The 14213-nt window shown below is 72.0% G+C and carries 11 protein-coding genes and 1 pseudogene; 4 read left to right on the top strand and 8 right to left on the bottom strand.

Annotated features, from left to right (window positions below):
- The first annotated feature begins 33 nt into the window (after window positions 1–33).
- Window positions 34–1188 carry a bifunctional glutamate N-acetyltransferase/amino-acid acetyltransferase ArgJ gene (gene argJ / locus ELX43_RS17295; protein WP_127784503.1) on the top strand — a complete coding sequence of 385 codons (1155 nt, stop codon included), beginning with the start codon at window positions 34–36 and terminating at the stop codon, window positions 1186–1188.
- Here argJ and ELX43_RS17290 read toward each other — a convergent pair.
- The 7 genes and pseudogenes from ELX43_RS17290 to ELX43_RS17260 form a co-directional block, all read right to left on the bottom strand.
- Entirely contained in the window at window positions 1185–1775 is a 591-nt protein-coding gene (locus ELX43_RS17290; protein ID WP_127784502.1) for a TetR/AcrR family transcriptional regulator, read from the bottom strand. The two genes, argJ and ELX43_RS17290, sit on opposite strands and share 4 nt — an antisense overlap.
- A complete protein-coding gene (locus tag ELX43_RS17285) occupies window positions 1772–2248 on the bottom strand; it encodes an MFS transporter (RefSeq protein ID WP_127784501.1) in 477 nt (158 codons plus the stop codon). The genes ELX43_RS17290 and ELX43_RS17285 overlap by 4 nt, the downstream gene beginning before the upstream one ends.
- Window positions 2249–2694: 446 nt before the next feature.
- Window positions 2695–3249 (bottom strand): annotated as a pseudogene (locus ELX43_RS18115) (MFS transporter); the annotation flags it as partial.
- A 185-nt stretch (window positions 3250–3434) separates the two neighbouring features.
- A complete protein-coding gene (locus ELX43_RS17275) occupies window positions 3435–5087 on the bottom strand; it encodes an acyl-CoA synthetase (RefSeq protein ID WP_127784499.1) in 1653 nt (550 codons plus the stop codon).
- Between the two features lie 50 nt (window positions 5088–5137).
- Entirely contained in the window at window positions 5138–6640 is a 1503-nt protein-coding gene (locus tag ELX43_RS17270) for a carboxyl transferase domain-containing protein (protein WP_127784498.1), read from the bottom strand.
- A gap of 124 nt (window positions 6641–6764) precedes the next feature.
- A complete protein-coding gene (locus ELX43_RS17265) occupies window positions 6765–7856 on the bottom strand; it encodes an inositol-3-phosphate synthase (protein WP_127784497.1) in 1092 nt (363 codons plus the stop codon).
- A complete protein-coding gene (locus ELX43_RS17260; protein ID WP_127784496.1) occupies window positions 7849–8541 on the bottom strand; it encodes a PadR family transcriptional regulator in 693 nt (230 codons plus the stop codon). The genes ELX43_RS17265 and ELX43_RS17260 overlap by 8 nt, the downstream gene beginning before the upstream one ends.
- Window positions 8542–8711: 170 nt before the next feature.
- Between ELX43_RS17260 and ELX43_RS17255 the strand changes: the two genes are divergently transcribed.
- Both ELX43_RS17255 and ELX43_RS17250 read left to right on the top strand, forming a co-directional pair.
- Window positions 8712–9122 carry a DUF5318 family protein gene (locus ELX43_RS17255; protein ID WP_164860714.1) on the top strand — a complete coding sequence of 137 codons (411 nt, stop codon included), beginning with the start codon at window positions 8712–8714 and terminating at the stop codon, window positions 9120–9122.
- 31 nt (window positions 9123–9153) lie between these two features.
- Window positions 9154–11376 (top strand): transglycosylase domain-containing protein, encoded by a 2223-nt coding sequence (locus ELX43_RS17250; protein WP_127784494.1) that lies wholly within the window; start codon window positions 9154–9156, stop codon window positions 11374–11376.
- Window positions 11377–11490: 114 nt separating this feature from the next.
- Here ELX43_RS17250 and ELX43_RS17245 read toward each other — a convergent pair whose 3' ends face one another.
- On the bottom strand, window positions 11491–12381 hold the full coding sequence (locus ELX43_RS17245; protein WP_127784493.1) for an SGNH/GDSL hydrolase family protein: 891 nt from the start codon (window positions 12379–12381) through the stop codon (window positions 11491–11493).
- A gap of 254 nt (window positions 12382–12635) precedes the next feature.
- Here ELX43_RS17245 and ELX43_RS17240 point away from each other — a divergent pair, with 254 nt between their 5' ends.
- On the top strand, window positions 12636–14189 hold the full coding sequence (locus ELX43_RS17240; RefSeq protein ID WP_241250014.1) for a glycosyltransferase 87 family protein: 1554 nt from the start codon (window positions 12636–12638) through the stop codon (window positions 14187–14189).
- Window positions 14190–14213 lie beyond the last annotated feature (24 nt).

The following is a 14213-nucleotide window of genomic DNA, read 5'->3' as shown; positions in this document are numbered from 1 at the left end:
CGGGCCGGCTGCCCCGACTGCAAGACTGGGACCATGACTGCGACACCGGGGCCCCAGGGTTACTACGTGCACACCGCAGAGGTGGGGGTGGGCAACGACGGCCGCGCCGACCTCGCTGTCGCCGTCTCCCAGACCGACACCGTGTGCAGCGCCGTCTACACCCGCTCGCGCTTCGCCGGCCCCAGCGTGCTGCTGAGCAAGACCGTGGGGGCTGACGCCCGGGGCGTGGTGGTGGTCTCCCGCAACGCCAACGTGGCCACCGGGGTGCAGGGCGTGACCGACGCGATGGAGGTCCGCCGGCTGGTGGCCGAGGCCGTGCAGGCCGACGCCGAGCAGCTGCTGGTGGCCTCCACCGGCGTCATCGGCCGGACCTACCCGATGGACGCCATCCGCGGGAACATCGCCGCCTGGCCCACACCACCGCAGCCGTCCACCTGGGACGACTTCGCCACCGCGATCATGACCACCGACACGGTGCCCAAGATCGTCAGCCGCACCGTCGGCGACGCCACCGTCCTGGGGGTGGCCAAGGGCGTGGGGATGATCGAGCCGAACATGGCCACCCTGCTCACCTTCTTCTTCACCGACGCCGAGATCGGTGCTGCCGAGCTGGACGAGGTGTTCCGCGCCGTGGTGGCCACCACCTTCAACGCGCTGAGCATCGACACCGACACCTCCACCAGCGACACCGCGGCCGTGTTCGCCAACGGTGCTGCCGGCCCGGTGGACCGCGGCGAGCTGCAGGACGCGCTGCACGCCGTGGCCCTGGAGCTGGTCACCATGATCGCCCGGGACGGCGAGGGCTCGTCCAAGCTGATCGAGGTGACGGTGACCGGTGCCCGCGACGACGCCCAGGCCAAGCGGGTGGCCAAGTCGATCGTGAACTCGCCGCTGGTGAAGACGATGGTGCACGGCGCCGACCCCAACTGGGGGCGGGTGGTGATGGCCGTCGGCAAGTGCGAGGACGACACGGACATCGACTCCGACAACGTCACCGTGTCGCTGTGCGGGCAGCACGTGTACCCGCACCTGCTCGACGCGGCGCAGCTGGCGGAGCTCAGCGAGGTGATGCGCGGGGACACCGTCACCATCGAGGTGGGCCTGGGCATCGAGGACGGCAGCTTCACCGTGTACGGCTGTGACCTCACCCGCGGCTACATCGACATCAACGCCGACTACACCACCTAGCCGGTCGGTCCGGTGTGGTCGATGAGGGCCTGGACGGCGGGGCCGTACATCGCCACCACCTCCTCGATGGGCATCAGCGCGTCCCCGGGCCGCCGGAACACCTCGGTGACCAGGCTCAGGCCCAGCAGCTGCGCGCCCACCAGCACCGCGCGGGCCCTGGCCTGAGCCCCGGGCAGGCGGGCACCGAGCACGTCGGCGAAGTCCTCCACGATCACCGTCCGCAACCGCGACATCCCCAGCTCGGTGGACTGGGAGTGCAGCAGCGCCAGCAGGCTCTCGCCACTCTGCCCGGACCGCAGCTCCACGATGGCGCGCCGGACCAGCTCCGGGCCGAGCCGGTCCAGCGGCACGTCGGTGACGTCGCCGAAGTGCGGTCGCGGACCCAGCGCCTCGACGAAGAGCCGCTCCTTGCTGTCGAAGTAGCGGATCACCAGTGCCGGGTTCACCCCGACGTCGCCGGCGACCTGCCGCAGCGTGGTGCCGCCGTAGCCCTGCTCGGCGAACCGGGCCCGGGCGGCGGTGAGCAGCTCCTCGCGGGTGGCCGCTGCGTCGCGTCGTCGCGGCGGCGTGCTGGTGTGGGTGCTCATCGGGGGGTGCGTCCTGCTCCCGCCGCGGCGCGGGCGTACACCGGCGGCGGGCCGGCGGCCGTGGGGCGGGGCAGACCCACCAGCACCACCACGCAGGCCACCGCGCAGCACACCCCGGAGATCGCGAACGCCAGGGTGAAGCCGCTCTCCGCGGGGATGGCCGGCACCCCGGCCGGGGTGCCCGCCACGTGCCGGGCGGCGAGGATGGTGGCCACCGCAGCCCCGGCGATCGCGCTGCCCACCGAGCGGGAGATGGAGTTGAGGCCGTTGGCGATGCCGGTGTGGGTCTGCGGCACGGCTGCCACGATGAGCGCGGGCATCGCCGCGAACGCCAGCGCCACGGCCACCGAGGTCAGCATGCCCGCGACGATGATCTCCCAGGGGTGCTCGTGCGAGGCGGCGAACCACGCGAAGCTGACCGTGCCGATGCCGGTGCCCACCGCGAGCACCACCCGGCCGCCGAAGCGGTGCACCAGCCGTCCGCCGATCGGGGCGGCGACCACCCCAGCAGCGCACCCGGCAGCAGGTAGGCCACCGACGCGCGCAGCACCGAGGCGCTGAAGCCGTACCCGGCGAGGCCCTCCGGGACCTGCACGAAGCTCGAGGTGCCCAGGAACTGGCCGAACATGGCGAACCCCAGCAGCATGCCGGCGATGTTGGTGGCCAGCACCGGCCGGTGCACGAACATGCCGATGTCCACCAGCGGGTCGTCGACCCGCCGCTCCACGGCCACCCACACCGCGGCCATCACCGCGCTGCCCAGCAGGCACCCGATGGTCAGCGGCGAGGTCCAGCCCCACGAGCTGCCCTGGGACAGCGGCATCAGCAGCAGCGCGAGGGTGGCACCGAGGGTGAGCGCGCCCAGCACGTCGGTGCGCCCCCGCGTGGTGGTCTGCGGGTCGGGCACCAGCAGGAACACCCCGACCAGCGCCACCGCGGAGAGGGCGAAGGCCAGCCAGAACACCCGGTGGTAGCTGTCGCCACCGGTGGTGAGCAGCCCGGTCGCGACCAGTCCGGCGCCGCCGCCGATGGACAGGGTGGCGCTGACCACGGCCATGCTGGTCGGCAGCTTGTCGGCGTCCACCTCGTCGCGCAGCACGCTGATGGCCAGCGGAAAGATGCCCGCCGCCGCGCCCTGCAGCACCCGGGCGACGATCAGCAGCGCCAGCGAGGTGGTGGTGGCGGCCAGCAGCGACCCGGCGAGCATGAGCACCAGGCAGCCCAGCAGCACCTTGCGCTTGCCGTGCTGGTCGCCGTAGCGGCCGAGCAGCGGGGTCATCACCGCCGCGGCCAGCAGGTTGGCGGTGACCACCCAGCTGATGCCCCCGGCCGAGGTGCCCAGCGTGGACTGCATCAGCCCGAGGATGGGGACCACCAGGGTCTGCAGCATGGCGACGGTCATGCCGGCCAGGGCGAGGCCCAGCAGGATGGTCCAGGACGGCCGGCCGGTGCGGCTGGGCAGAGGTCTGAGCACGGGACACCGTTCTGGCTGGGGCGCGAGAGGCCTCGCAGGTCGTCAAGCGTTGACCTCCCACGCTAGAGCGGCCCCGACACACATGTCAACGACGGGTTACTTGCCGGGAGCACCGAGCCCGGCCACGCCGGCACGTGCTGGGCCGGGCTGGGCGGCGTCCAGGCCTGCCCACCGGGCGCGCTTGGTCAGCTCGACGCCCGGTGCGCGCTGGTGGGGCTGGCGGGGGCGGAGCGGTGCGCGGACTCGTCGGCCTCGGTCAGCGTGCGGGCCCACCGATAGTCGGGCTTGCCGGCGGGTGAGCGGCGGATCTCGTCGGCGAACCACAGCGCCCTGGGCACCTTGTAGCCGGCGATCATGGTGCGCACGTGGGCGTCCAGCTCGGCCAGGGTGACGCTGACGCCGGGCCGGCGGGCGACCACCGCGGCCACGGCGGTGCCCATCCGCTCGTCGGGAACCCCCACCACCAGGGCGTCCAGCACCGCCGGGTGCGACTTCAGCGCGCCCTCCACCTCCTCGGGGAAGACCTTCTCGCCGCCGGTGTTGATGGACACCGACCCGCGGCCGAGCATGGTGACCGTGCCGTCGGCCTCCACCCGGGCGTAGTCGCCGGGGATGGAGTAGCGCACGCCGTTGAGCTCGCGGAAGGTCTCGGCGGTCTTCACCGGGTCGTTGTAGTAGCCCAGGGGGAGGTAGCCGCTGCGGGCGAGCATGCCGATCTGCCCGGAGCCCGGCTGCACCGGGACCCCGTGCTCGTCCAGGACCTGGGTGGAGGAGTCGATCTTGACCACCGGCCCCGCCGACCCGGCGGTGTCGGCGGAGACCACGCCCATGCCGCTGAACCCGGTCTCGGAGGAGCCGATGGAGTCGGTGATGAAGGCGTGGGGCAGGGCCTCGAGGTACTGCCGCTTGACGCTGGGTGAGAACAGCGCCGCGGTGCTGGTCAGCGCCACGACCGAGGAGGTGTCGTAGCGGCCGGAGAGCAACCCGTCCATCATCGGTCGCGCCATCGCGTCGCCGGTGATGAACAGGACGTTCACCTGGTGCTTCTCCACGATCTGCCAGGTGCGCTCCCCGTCGAAGTCCGGGTACACCACGGCCTTGCCGCCGGTGAACAGGCTCTGCAGCACCGCCCACTGCGAGCCGCCGTGGATGAACGGCGGGATGGGGAAGCGGGTGGCCTGCGGGCTCTCCGCGCCGGTGCGGGCCTGTTCCCACTCGTCGGCCAGGTGCTCGCCGGTGAGGAAGCTGATGCCCCCGCCCAGCACCCGCCACACGTCCTCCTGGCGCCACATCACGCCCTTGGGCATGCCCGTGGTGCCGCCGGTGTAGATCATGTAGATGTCCTCGCCGGAGCGTTCGCCGAAGTCGCGCTCGGGCGAGGCCTGCCCCAGCGCCGCCTCGAGCTCGAGCGCACCGAGCGCGGTCAGGTCAGCGCTGCTGCCGTCCTCGACGGCGACGAAGCTGCGCAGCCGGGGGCAGCGCGAGGCCACCGCGGCGACCTTGTCGGTGTACTGGCGCTCGTGGATGAGCGCGACCATGTCGGAGTTGGTGAACAGGTACTCCAGCTCGGGCTCGGCGTAGCGGAAGTTCACGTTCACCATCACCGCGCGGGCCTTGAAGATGGCCACCATCGCCTCGACGCACTCGATGGTGTTGCGGCTGTACAGGCCGACCTTGTCGCCGGGCTGCACGCCCTGGGCCAGCAGGTGGTGGGCCAGCCGGTTGCTGCGGTCCTCCAGCTCGGCGTAGGTGCGGGAGCGCTCCCCTGACTCCAGGGCCACCCGCTCCGGGACGAGGTCGATGCAGTGCTCGATGAGGTCAGCGATGTTGAGGGCCACGTCGCTGAACCTAGAAGGTGATCTGCGTCACCACAAGGTCTTCGCGGCAGTCAGCCCGGCAGCCCCAGCGTGCGGTAGCGCTTCCAGCGGGCGGCCAGTCGCTCCTCGGTGCCCGCACCCAGCACCGCGGCCAGCTCCTGCGACAGCGTCGCCCCCATCCGGGTGCAGAACGCCTCGCTCTCCTCGGCCGCGTCCGGGTGCTCCACCACGATCCGGTCCACGATGCCGGCCGCGGCCAGGTCGGCCGAGCGGACCCCCTGCTCGGCGGCCATCTGCGGCGCCTTCTCCGCGGTGCGGTGCACGATGGCGCTGGCCCCCTCCGGCGGCAGCGGGGACAACCAGCCGTGCTGGGCGGCGACCACCCGGTCGGCGGGCAGCAGGGCCAGCGCGGCGCCGCCGCTGCCCTGGCCCAGCAGCACCGACACGGTGGGCGAGCGAGTGGTGATGAGGTCGGCCAGGCAGCGGGCGATCTCCCCGGCCAGGCCGCCCTCCTCCGCCGCCGGCGACAGCGCCGCCCCCGCGGTGTCGATCACGGTGACCAGGGGCAGGCCCAGCTCCTCGGCCAGCCGCATGCCGCGGCGGGCGGTGCGCAGCGCTGCCGGGCCCAGCGGGTCGGCGGTGGTCTGGCGGGCCCGGTCCTGGCCCAGCACCACGCAGGGAGCACCGCTGAAGCGGGCCAGCGCCAGCAGCAGCGACGGGTCGGACTCGCCCTCCCCGGTGCCGTTGAGGGGCACCACGTCGGTGGCCGCGTGGCGCAGCAGCGCCCGGACCCCGGGCCGGCGCTCGTCGCGGGAGCGGGTGACCGACTCCCACGCCTCGACGTCGGGCAGGTCCTCGTCGGGCACCCTGGGCACCTCGAGGCGGCGCGGGGCCATCAGCACCGCCAGCGCCCGGTCGATCAGCCCGGCCAGGCCCTCGGCGGGGATCACGCCGTCCAGCAGGCCGCAGCGGTGCAGGTTCTCCGCCGTCTGCACGCCCTCGGGGAAGGGAGCGTCGTAGAGCGCCTCGTACACCCGGGGGCCGAGGAAGCCGACCAGGGCCTGCGGCTGGGCGATGGTGACGTGGCCGAGCGAGCCCCACGAGGCGAACACCCCACCGGTGGTGGGGTGACGCAGGTAGACCAGGTAGGGCAGTCCGGCGGCCTTGTGGGCGGTGATGGCGGCGGTGATCTTGACCATCTGCAGGAAGGCGATGGTGCCCTCCTGCATGCGGGTGCCCCCGGAGGCGGTGGTGGCCAGCAGCGGCAGGCCCTCGGCGGTGGCGCGCTCCACGGCGCTGACCAGGCGCTCGGCCGCGGCGACCCCGATGGAGCCGGCCAGGAAGCTGAAGTCGCAGCCGATGAGCGCCACGGGGCGCCCGCGCACCAGCCCCTTGCCGGTGAGCACCGACTCGTCCAGCCCGGAGCGCTCGCGCGCCTTGGTCAGGGCAGCGTCGTAGCTGGTGCTGCCGGGCACCGAGACGAGTGGCTGGTCCCAGGACTCGAAGGTCCCGTCGTCGACCACGGTCTCCAGCAGCTGCAGCACGCTCGGGCGGTCGGGGGCCTCATCGGTCATGGGCGGTCATCTTTCCCTACGCCAGAGTCGTTCGTTACCAACACCTTTGGGAAAAGCACGGCGCCCGCCCCACCGAGGTGGGACGGGCGCGCACTGGTGCGGGGGGAGGTGGGAGCCGGCTGGCTCAGGCCTCGCCCTCGCCGGCGATGAACGCCTCCAGCTGGGTGCGGGCGACGTCGTCGGCCAGCTGGCGCGGCGGCGACTTCATCAGGTAGCTGGCGGCGGCGAAGACGGGGCCACCCACGCCGCGGTCCTTGGCGATCTTGGCCGCGCGCACGGCGTCGATGATGATGCCGGCGGAGTTGGGCGAGTCCCAGACCTCGAGCTTGTACTCCAGGCTCAGCGGCACGTCACCGAAGGCGCGACCCTCGAGGCGGACGTAGGCCCACTTGCGGTCGTCGAGCCACGCCACGTAGTCGGACGGGCCGATGTGGACGTTGTTGGCGCCCATGTCGCGGGTCAGGTTGCTGGTGACGGCCTGGGTCTTGGAGATCTTCTTGGACTCCAGGCGGTCGCGCTCGAGCATGTTCTTGAAGTCCATGTTGCCGCCGACGTTGAGCTGCATGGTGCGGTCCAGCTGCACGCCGCGGTCCTCGAACAGCTTGGCGAGCACGCGGTGGGTGATGGTGGCGCCGACCTGGCTCTTGATGTCGTCACCCACGATCGGCACACCGGCGTCGACGAACTTCTGCGCCCACACCGGGTCAGAGGCGATGAACACCGGCAGGGCGTTGACGAACGCCACGCCTGCGTCGATGGCGGCCTGGGCGTAGTGCTTGGCCGCGGCCTCGGAGCCCACCGGCAGGTAGCAGACCAGGACGTCGACCTCGGCCTCGCGCAGCGCCGCCGCGACGTCGACGGCCTCGGCGTCGGACTCGGTGATGGTCTCGGCGTAGTAGCGGCCGATGCCGTCCAGCGTCGGGCCGCGCTGCACGACGATCCCGGTGGGCTCGACGTCGGCGATCTTGATGGTGTTGTTCTCGCTCGAGACGATGGCCTCGTTGAGGTCGAAGCCGACCTTCTTGGCGTCCACGTCGAACGCGGCGACGAACTCCACGTCGCGGACGTGGTACGGGCCGAAGCGCACGTGCATCAGCCCGGGCACCGTGGTGTCCTCGGGGGCGTCGCGGTAGTACTGCACGCCCTGTACCAGGGACGAGGCGCAGTTGCCCACGCCCACGATTGCCACGCGCACGCTGGTGCGATTCTCAGCCATGGTCGGCCTCTCCTCTGTTGGTTCGACTATCGGTCTGGGTGCTGCGGTGAGCAGCGGGTCTTACCGTGGTGCTCTCGAGGGGGCTCGAGGTCGGCTCCGTGGAGCCTCCCGTGGTCGTGCTGTCCTCGCTGGTGCGTTCCCCCGTGGTGCTGTCCCCGGTGGTGGCTTCGCCCTCTGCCACGATCAGCTCGTTGAGCCAGCGAACCTCGCGCTCGCTGGTCTCCAACCCGAGTCGGTGCAGCTGGTGGGTGTAGCGGTCGATCTGCTCGCCGGCCCGGCCCATCGAGGTGCGCAGTCCCTCACGGCGCTCCTCCACCTGCCGGCGGCGGCCCTCGAGGATCCGCATGCGGGCCTCGGCCGGGGTGCGGCTGAAGAACGCCAGGTGCACCCCGAAGCCGTCGTCGGTGTAGGTCTGCGGCCCGGTGTCGGCCACCAGCTCGGCGAAGCGCTCCTTGCCGGCGACGGTCAGCTGGTACACCCGACGGGCGCGCCGCTTGGTGCCGGTGCCGTCTGGGTCGGCCTCCTCGGTGATCAACCCGTCGGCCTGCATGCGTCGCAGCGTCGGGTAGAGCGAGCCGTAGGAGAAGGCACGAAAGGCGCCGAGCAGACCGGTCAGTCGCTTGCGCAGCTCGTAGCCGTGCATCGGTGCCTCGTGGAGCAGACCGAGCACAGCGAGCTCAAGCATGGTCCACCTCCTCGAAACGTTTGCGATGCAGTCACTGACTATATCGCGCCGATACATTGAGCGCGCGCCGCGGGCCGGTGTCCGCAGGTGACGGGCGTGTGTGGGCCCGGTGCCGGGTGCACATCCGTCCTCAACCCGGCAAACGCCGCACGTACTCTGATCACGTGTGGATGCAGCGACAGGTGGTGGACTACGCGCTGCAGCGCCGCGCCCTGCTCGCCGACCTGCACTCCGGCCGCACCGACGTCGCCGACGTCTGCGACGCCCATCCGTGCCTGCTCCGGGCGGCGAAGTTCCACGGCCGCACCAGCAACGTGACGTGTCCGGTGTGCCGCAAGGAGCCCCTCACCCTGGTGTCGTGGGTGTGCGGGGAGCGCCTCGGAGCGGTGTCGGGCTCGGCACGCAGCCCGGAGGAGCTGGTGCGGATGGCCACCACCCAGGACGAGTTCTCGGTGTACGTGGTCGAGGTGTGCCGCACGTGCAGCTGGAACCACCTCACCCAGTCCTACGTCCTCGGCGCACCGGCGGCCAGCCCGCCGACCGCCCGCCGCAGACGCTCCCGCAGGACCGCCAGTGAGTGACGCACCCCGACCTCGAGGCCGACGCAGAACCATGGAGAACCAGCACGTGACCGACACCCAACCCGCCAGATCCCGACGCAGGGACGGCGGACGGCCCCCTGGCTCCACCCGCTGGCGCACCGTGCGCAGGGTGGCCTACGGCCTCGTCGGGCTGGCGATCATCGGCCCGATCGTGGCGTTCATGGTGGCCTACCTGCTGGTGGACGTGCCGCAGCCGTCCGACCTCAAGGCCAACCAGGTGGCCACCATCTACGCCCAGGACGGCAACAACCAGATCGCCCGGATCGTGCCGCCGGAGGGCAACCGCACCGACGTCACCATCGAGCAGATCCCCACCAGCACCCGCTTCGCCGTGCTGGCGGCCGAGGACCGCTCCTTCTACTCCAACCCCGGCTTCTCCATCACCGGCACCGCCCGGGCCGCGCTGAACAACGTGCGCGGCGGCGAGCGCCAGGGTGGCTCGACCATCACCCAGCAGTACGTGAAGAACGCCATGGTCGGCGACGAGCAGACGCTGGTCCGCAAGTTCCGCGAGCTGGTCATCTCCACCAAGCTGGCCCAGCAGACGTCCAAGGACGACATCCTCGCCGCCTACCTCAACACCATCTACTTCGGGCGCGGCTCCTACGGCATCGCCTCGGCCTCGCAGGCCTACTTCGGCAAGGAGAGCAACGCCCTCACCGTGGCCGAGGGCGCGGTGCTGGCCTCCACCATCCGCAGCCCCTCCGCGCTGGACCCCACCGACCACCCCGAGGCGGCCGAGCAGCGCTGGAGCCTGACCCTCGACGCGATGGTGCAGGAGGGCTGGCTCACCCCAGACGAGCGGGCCGCGCAGGTCTACCCCAAGGTCCTGCCCCCCGCCGACCCGGACATGACCAGCGGGACGCAGGGCCCCAGCGGGCTCATCGTCCGCCAGGTTCGCAGCGAGCTGGTCACGGCGGGCATCAGCGAGCAGCAGCTCAACACCGAGGGCCTGCAGATCACCACCACCATCGACCCCAAGGCGCAGCAGGCGGCGGAGGCCAGTGCAGCCAAGACGCTGGGCGGGCAGCCGCCCAACCTGCGCGCGGCGGTGGTCTCGGTGGACCCGCGCAGCGGCGCGGTGCGGGCCTACTACGGCGGTCCCAACGGCAGCGGGCTGGACTACGCCCAGTCCACCAGCCGCCCGCCCGGCTCCTCGTTCAAGGTCTTCGACGTCGCTGCCGCCCTGAAGAAGGGCATCTCGCTGAACAAGACCTACGACGGGTCCACCCCGCAGACCATCGCCGGGCAGAAGATCACCAACTCCGAGGGCGCCTCCTGTGGCCGGTGCACCCTGGCCACCGCGCTGAAGCTGTCGCTCAACACCGTCTTCTACCAGCTCACGGTGGACGTCGGTCCGCAGGCGGTGGCCGACGTCGCCCACGCCGCCGGCGTCCCGACGGTGTTCCCGGACACCAACCAGCGGACGCTGCAGGAGGCCGACGGCCCGCCCAACGCGGGCATCGGCCTGGGCTCCTACCCGGTGCGGCCGATCGACATGGCCGCCGCGTACGCGACGCTGGCCGACAACGGGATCCAGCACGACCCGTACTTCGTGCAGAAGGTGGTGACCGCCGACGGCAACGTGCTGCTGGACCGGGGTCTGCCGCAGGGCACCCGGGCCATCGACGACGCCATCGCCAAGAACGTCACCGCAGCCATGGAGCCGATCGCGGCGTACTCGCGCAACCACAACCTCGCCGGGGGGCGGGAGTCCGCCGCGAAGACCGGCACCAACCAGCTGGGCGAGACCGGCAACAACCGGGACGCCTGGATGGTCGGCTTCACGCCCTCGCTGTCCACCGCGGTCTGGGTGGGCAGTGACGGCGACGACCCCATCAAGACCAGCGGGGGCGCCAACATCTACGGCTCAGGGCTGCCGTCGGACATCTGGAAGTCGACGATGGACGGGGCGCTGCAGGGCACGCCGCAGGAGCGGTTCCCCAACGCACCGGCCCTCAACGGCGGCTCGGGCGGGGTGCCCGCGGAGACCTCCTCGGCCACGCGCAGCACCGGCACCACCACGCGGCCGAGCACCACCACCTCCACCCCGGCGCCCACCACCACCGCGCCCACCACCACCCCGACGCCCACGCCCACCACCACGGCGCCCACCACCACCCGGGCGCCGAGCAGCACCACCTCCGCGACCACGACGACCCCGCGGACGACGACCAGGACCGCGGCGCCGGGGCCCACCACCACGCTGCCGGCCGAGGCGGAGGACGACTAGCCGCACCACGGACCAGACGACGACGACGGGACCAGCACACGACGACGGGACCAGCCACGTGGCTGGTCCCGTCGTCGTCGTGGGTGCCGGGCAGCGCCCGGCGGCTGGTGCTGGCTAGCCGACCAGCGCGGGCTGGGGCTGGGTGCGGGGCAGCTGAGCGGCGAACGCGTCGGCGATCACCTGGTAGCCCGCCGGGTTGGCGTGGATGTCCGGGTCGTCGGTGCACATGTAGGTGAGGGTGCAGATCTGGTACACCGGCAGCGGCACCGGGCCGACCCCGGGCAGGTCCCGCGCCTCCAGGAAGCGGTAGCTGTCGAAGGCGGCGGAGACGTCGGCCACGCGCACGCCGAAGCCGCTGTAGACCGCACCCTGCACGGAGTTCACCGCGTAGGAGAACAGCGAGGTGAGCGCAGCGGTGAAGACGCCGCTGCCCCCGTCGAGGTAGGACGCCAGGAACGGGTTGTAGTAGTTCATGCCCACGAAGACCGGGTGGGAGGTCACGGCCGCGACGTTGAGGTCCAGGACGATGCGGGGCAGGTTCTTGCTGATCGTCCCGAGGCCGTCCACGGCGCAGCGGATGTCGATGGAGCCGCCCTGCGCGCACTTCTGGACGTCGTTGGCGCCGATGTCGTTGGTGATGTAGCGGACCTGACCCGGGTGGTTGCGCAGGAAGGTCTTGGCTGCCTCCAGCTGGGAGACGGCACCGTCGTAGGTGCAGCGGCCGCCCTCGATCATGGTGGTCGTGGTCTCGCCGGTACAGCCGAGCTTGACCAGCTCCAGGGTGGGCTCGGTGACCTTCAGCTGGGCGTACAGCTTGTCGGCGTAGCCCTCCTCGGTGTCGCCCGCGGGCTGGCCGTCGTGCGCCGGCTGGTAGCCCACCGACAGCGAGTCGCCGAGGGAGAGCAGGTAGGTGGTGGGTTGCGGGGCTGCGGTTGCGGCGGCCTGGGAGGTGGCGGCGGCAGCCAGGGCGACAGCCAGGGCTCCCGCGAGGCGGCGAATGTTCATGTGGTCCTTCGATCGTTCGGTGCGGCGGAGAGCCAGTGACCGGCGCCTCGCAGTGTGACTTCGGGTGCGGCGGAGCGCGAGTCGACTCCTGGAGAGTCTTACGCCTAGTAGTCCATTAAGTACAGAACGTGAGTGTTTGCCGCGAGCCGTCACCGGCGGCCGCCGGTCGCGACCGGCTGCGTAGGGTCGGGTCCGTGCCTGGTGACCCCCGCGGACGTGTCGCGCCTGCTCGCCTCGCCGACGACACCCGCGGGCTGCGGCTCGGCGTCGACCGGGTGGCGCCCACGCGCACCGATCCCCTCGTGGCGCAGGCCAGCGAGCTGGTCGGGGGGCCGGTGGGCCGCCACGCGCTCGTCGGACGGGTGCGGTTCTTCACCCCGCTGCGGATCATCCTGCTGCTCGCGGTGGTGTTCCTCGCCCTGGGCTGGTTCGCCAAGGCGCCGTGCCTGCAGCAGACCGGCCCGGCCTCGGCCCTGCAGCTGGACTGGGGAAACGGCCGCCAGTACCTCGCGATGTGCTACTCCGACACGGTCCCGCTCTACGGCGCCGAGCACCTCGACGAGGGCGCCCTGCCCTACAAGAAGTCGTGGGTGGAGAACCCGGGCACTGACCAGGAGCAGGTTCGCCATATGGAGTACCCGGTGCTCACCGGGATGTACCAGTACGGCGCCATGCTGGTGGCCAAGAGCTGGTACGTGCTGGCCCAGCAGAGCGTGCTGCCCGGCGCGCTGGAGGTGGTCCTCTACTTCACCGTGGTCGCGCTGGGTCTGGCGCTGGCCTGGCTGGTGACGGTGTGGGCCACCGCCGTCGTCGCGCGCCGACGCATCTGGGACGCCGCGCTGGTGGCGGTGTCGCCGCTGGTGGCGGTGCACGCCTTCACCAACTTCGACGCGCTGGCCACGGCGGCGGCGGCGGCCGGGCTGCTGGCCTGGGCGCGCAGGCGGCCGGTGCTGGCCGGCGTGCTGCTCGGCCTGGGCGGGGCGGCCAAGCTGTACCCGCTGCTGCTGCTGGGCCCGTTGCTGCTGCTCTGCCTGCGCAGCGGTGACCTGGCCCGCTGGCGGCAGAGCCACTGGTGGCGCGCCCTGGGCGGGGCCGCGCTCGCCTGGGCGGCGGTGAACCTGCCGGTGGCGCTGCTGTACCCGGAGGGCTGGAAGGAGTTCTACCGGCTGAACTCCGTGCGCGGCGCCGACCCGGACTCGCTGTACAACGTGGTGCGCTCCTTCACCGGCTGGGCCGGCTTCGACGGACCGCTGGCGCACGGGCAGTCCCCGAGCGTGCTCAACGCGGTCAGCCTGCTGCTCTTCGTCGCGGTCTGCGCCGGGGTGGGCTGGCTGGCGCTCACCGCGCCGCGGCGGCCGCGGGTGGCCCAGCTGTGCTTCCTGCTGGTGGCCGGCTTCCTGCTCACCAACAAGGTGTGGAGCCCGCAGTACTCGCTGTGGCTGGTGCCGCTGGCGGTGCTGGCCATCCCGCGCACCCGGCTGCTGCTGGGCTGGATGGCGCTGGACGCGCTGGTGTGGGCGCCGCGGATGTACTACTACCTGGGCACCACCAACCGGGGCCTGCCCGAGCAGTACTTCACCGGGGCCGTGGTGCTGCGCGACGTGGCCGTGCTGGCGCTGGTGGTGCTGGTGGTCCGGGAGATCTACCGACCGCAGCAGGACCTGGTGCGCGCCGACGGCATCGACGACGACCCGGTGGGCGGCGTGCTCGACCGCGCGCCGGACGAGCCCCCGCGGTGGTTGCCGCAGTGGCTGCGCCCCCGCTCGCCCGACCCCCGCCCAGTCCCGGCCCAGCCGCACCCGGTCTAACCGGGCCCGGCCGCGCCAGTGGGC

It is taken from the genome of Rhodococcus sp. X156 (genome assembly GCF_004006015.1).
Lineage (GTDB): Bacteria > Actinomycetota > Actinomycetes > Mycobacteriales > Mycobacteriaceae > X156.
Note: the sequence above shows the minus strand (reverse complement) of the source record. Positions and strands in the feature narration are given on the sequence as shown.

What these genes read in the sequence shown, in the direction of transcription:
- ELX43_RS17255 (WP_164860714.1), top strand. Translation starts at nt 8,712, where the DNA reads ATGCAGCGACAGGTGGTGGACTACGCGCTGCAGCGCCGCGCCCTGCTC.
- argJ (WP_127784503.1), top strand. Translation starts at nt 34, where the DNA reads ATGACTGCGACACCGGGGCCCCAGGGTTACTACGTGCACACCGCAGAG.
- ELX43_RS17265 (WP_127784497.1), bottom strand. Translation starts at nt 7,856, where the DNA reads ATGGCTGAGAATCGCACCAGCGTGCGCGTGGCAATCGTGGGCGTGGGC.
- ELX43_RS17260 (WP_127784496.1), bottom strand. Translation starts at nt 8,541, where the DNA reads ATGCTTGAGCTCGCTGTGCTCGGTCTGCTCCACGAGGCACCGATGCAC.
- ELX43_RS17250 (WP_127784494.1), top strand. Translation starts at nt 9,154, where the DNA reads ATGGAGAACCAGCACGTGACCGACACCCAACCCGCCAGATCCCGACGC.
- ELX43_RS17245 (WP_127784493.1), bottom strand. Translation starts at nt 12,381, where the DNA reads ATGAACATTCGCCGCCTCGCGGGAGCCCTGGCTGTCGCCCTGGCTGCC.
- ELX43_RS17290 (WP_127784502.1), bottom strand. Translation starts at nt 1,775, where the DNA reads ATGAGCACCCACACCAGCACGCCGCCGCGACGACGCGACGCAGCGGCC.
- ELX43_RS17270 (WP_127784498.1), bottom strand. Translation starts at nt 6,640, where the DNA reads ATGACCGATGAGGCCCCCGACCGCCCGAGCGTGCTGCAGCTGCTGGAG.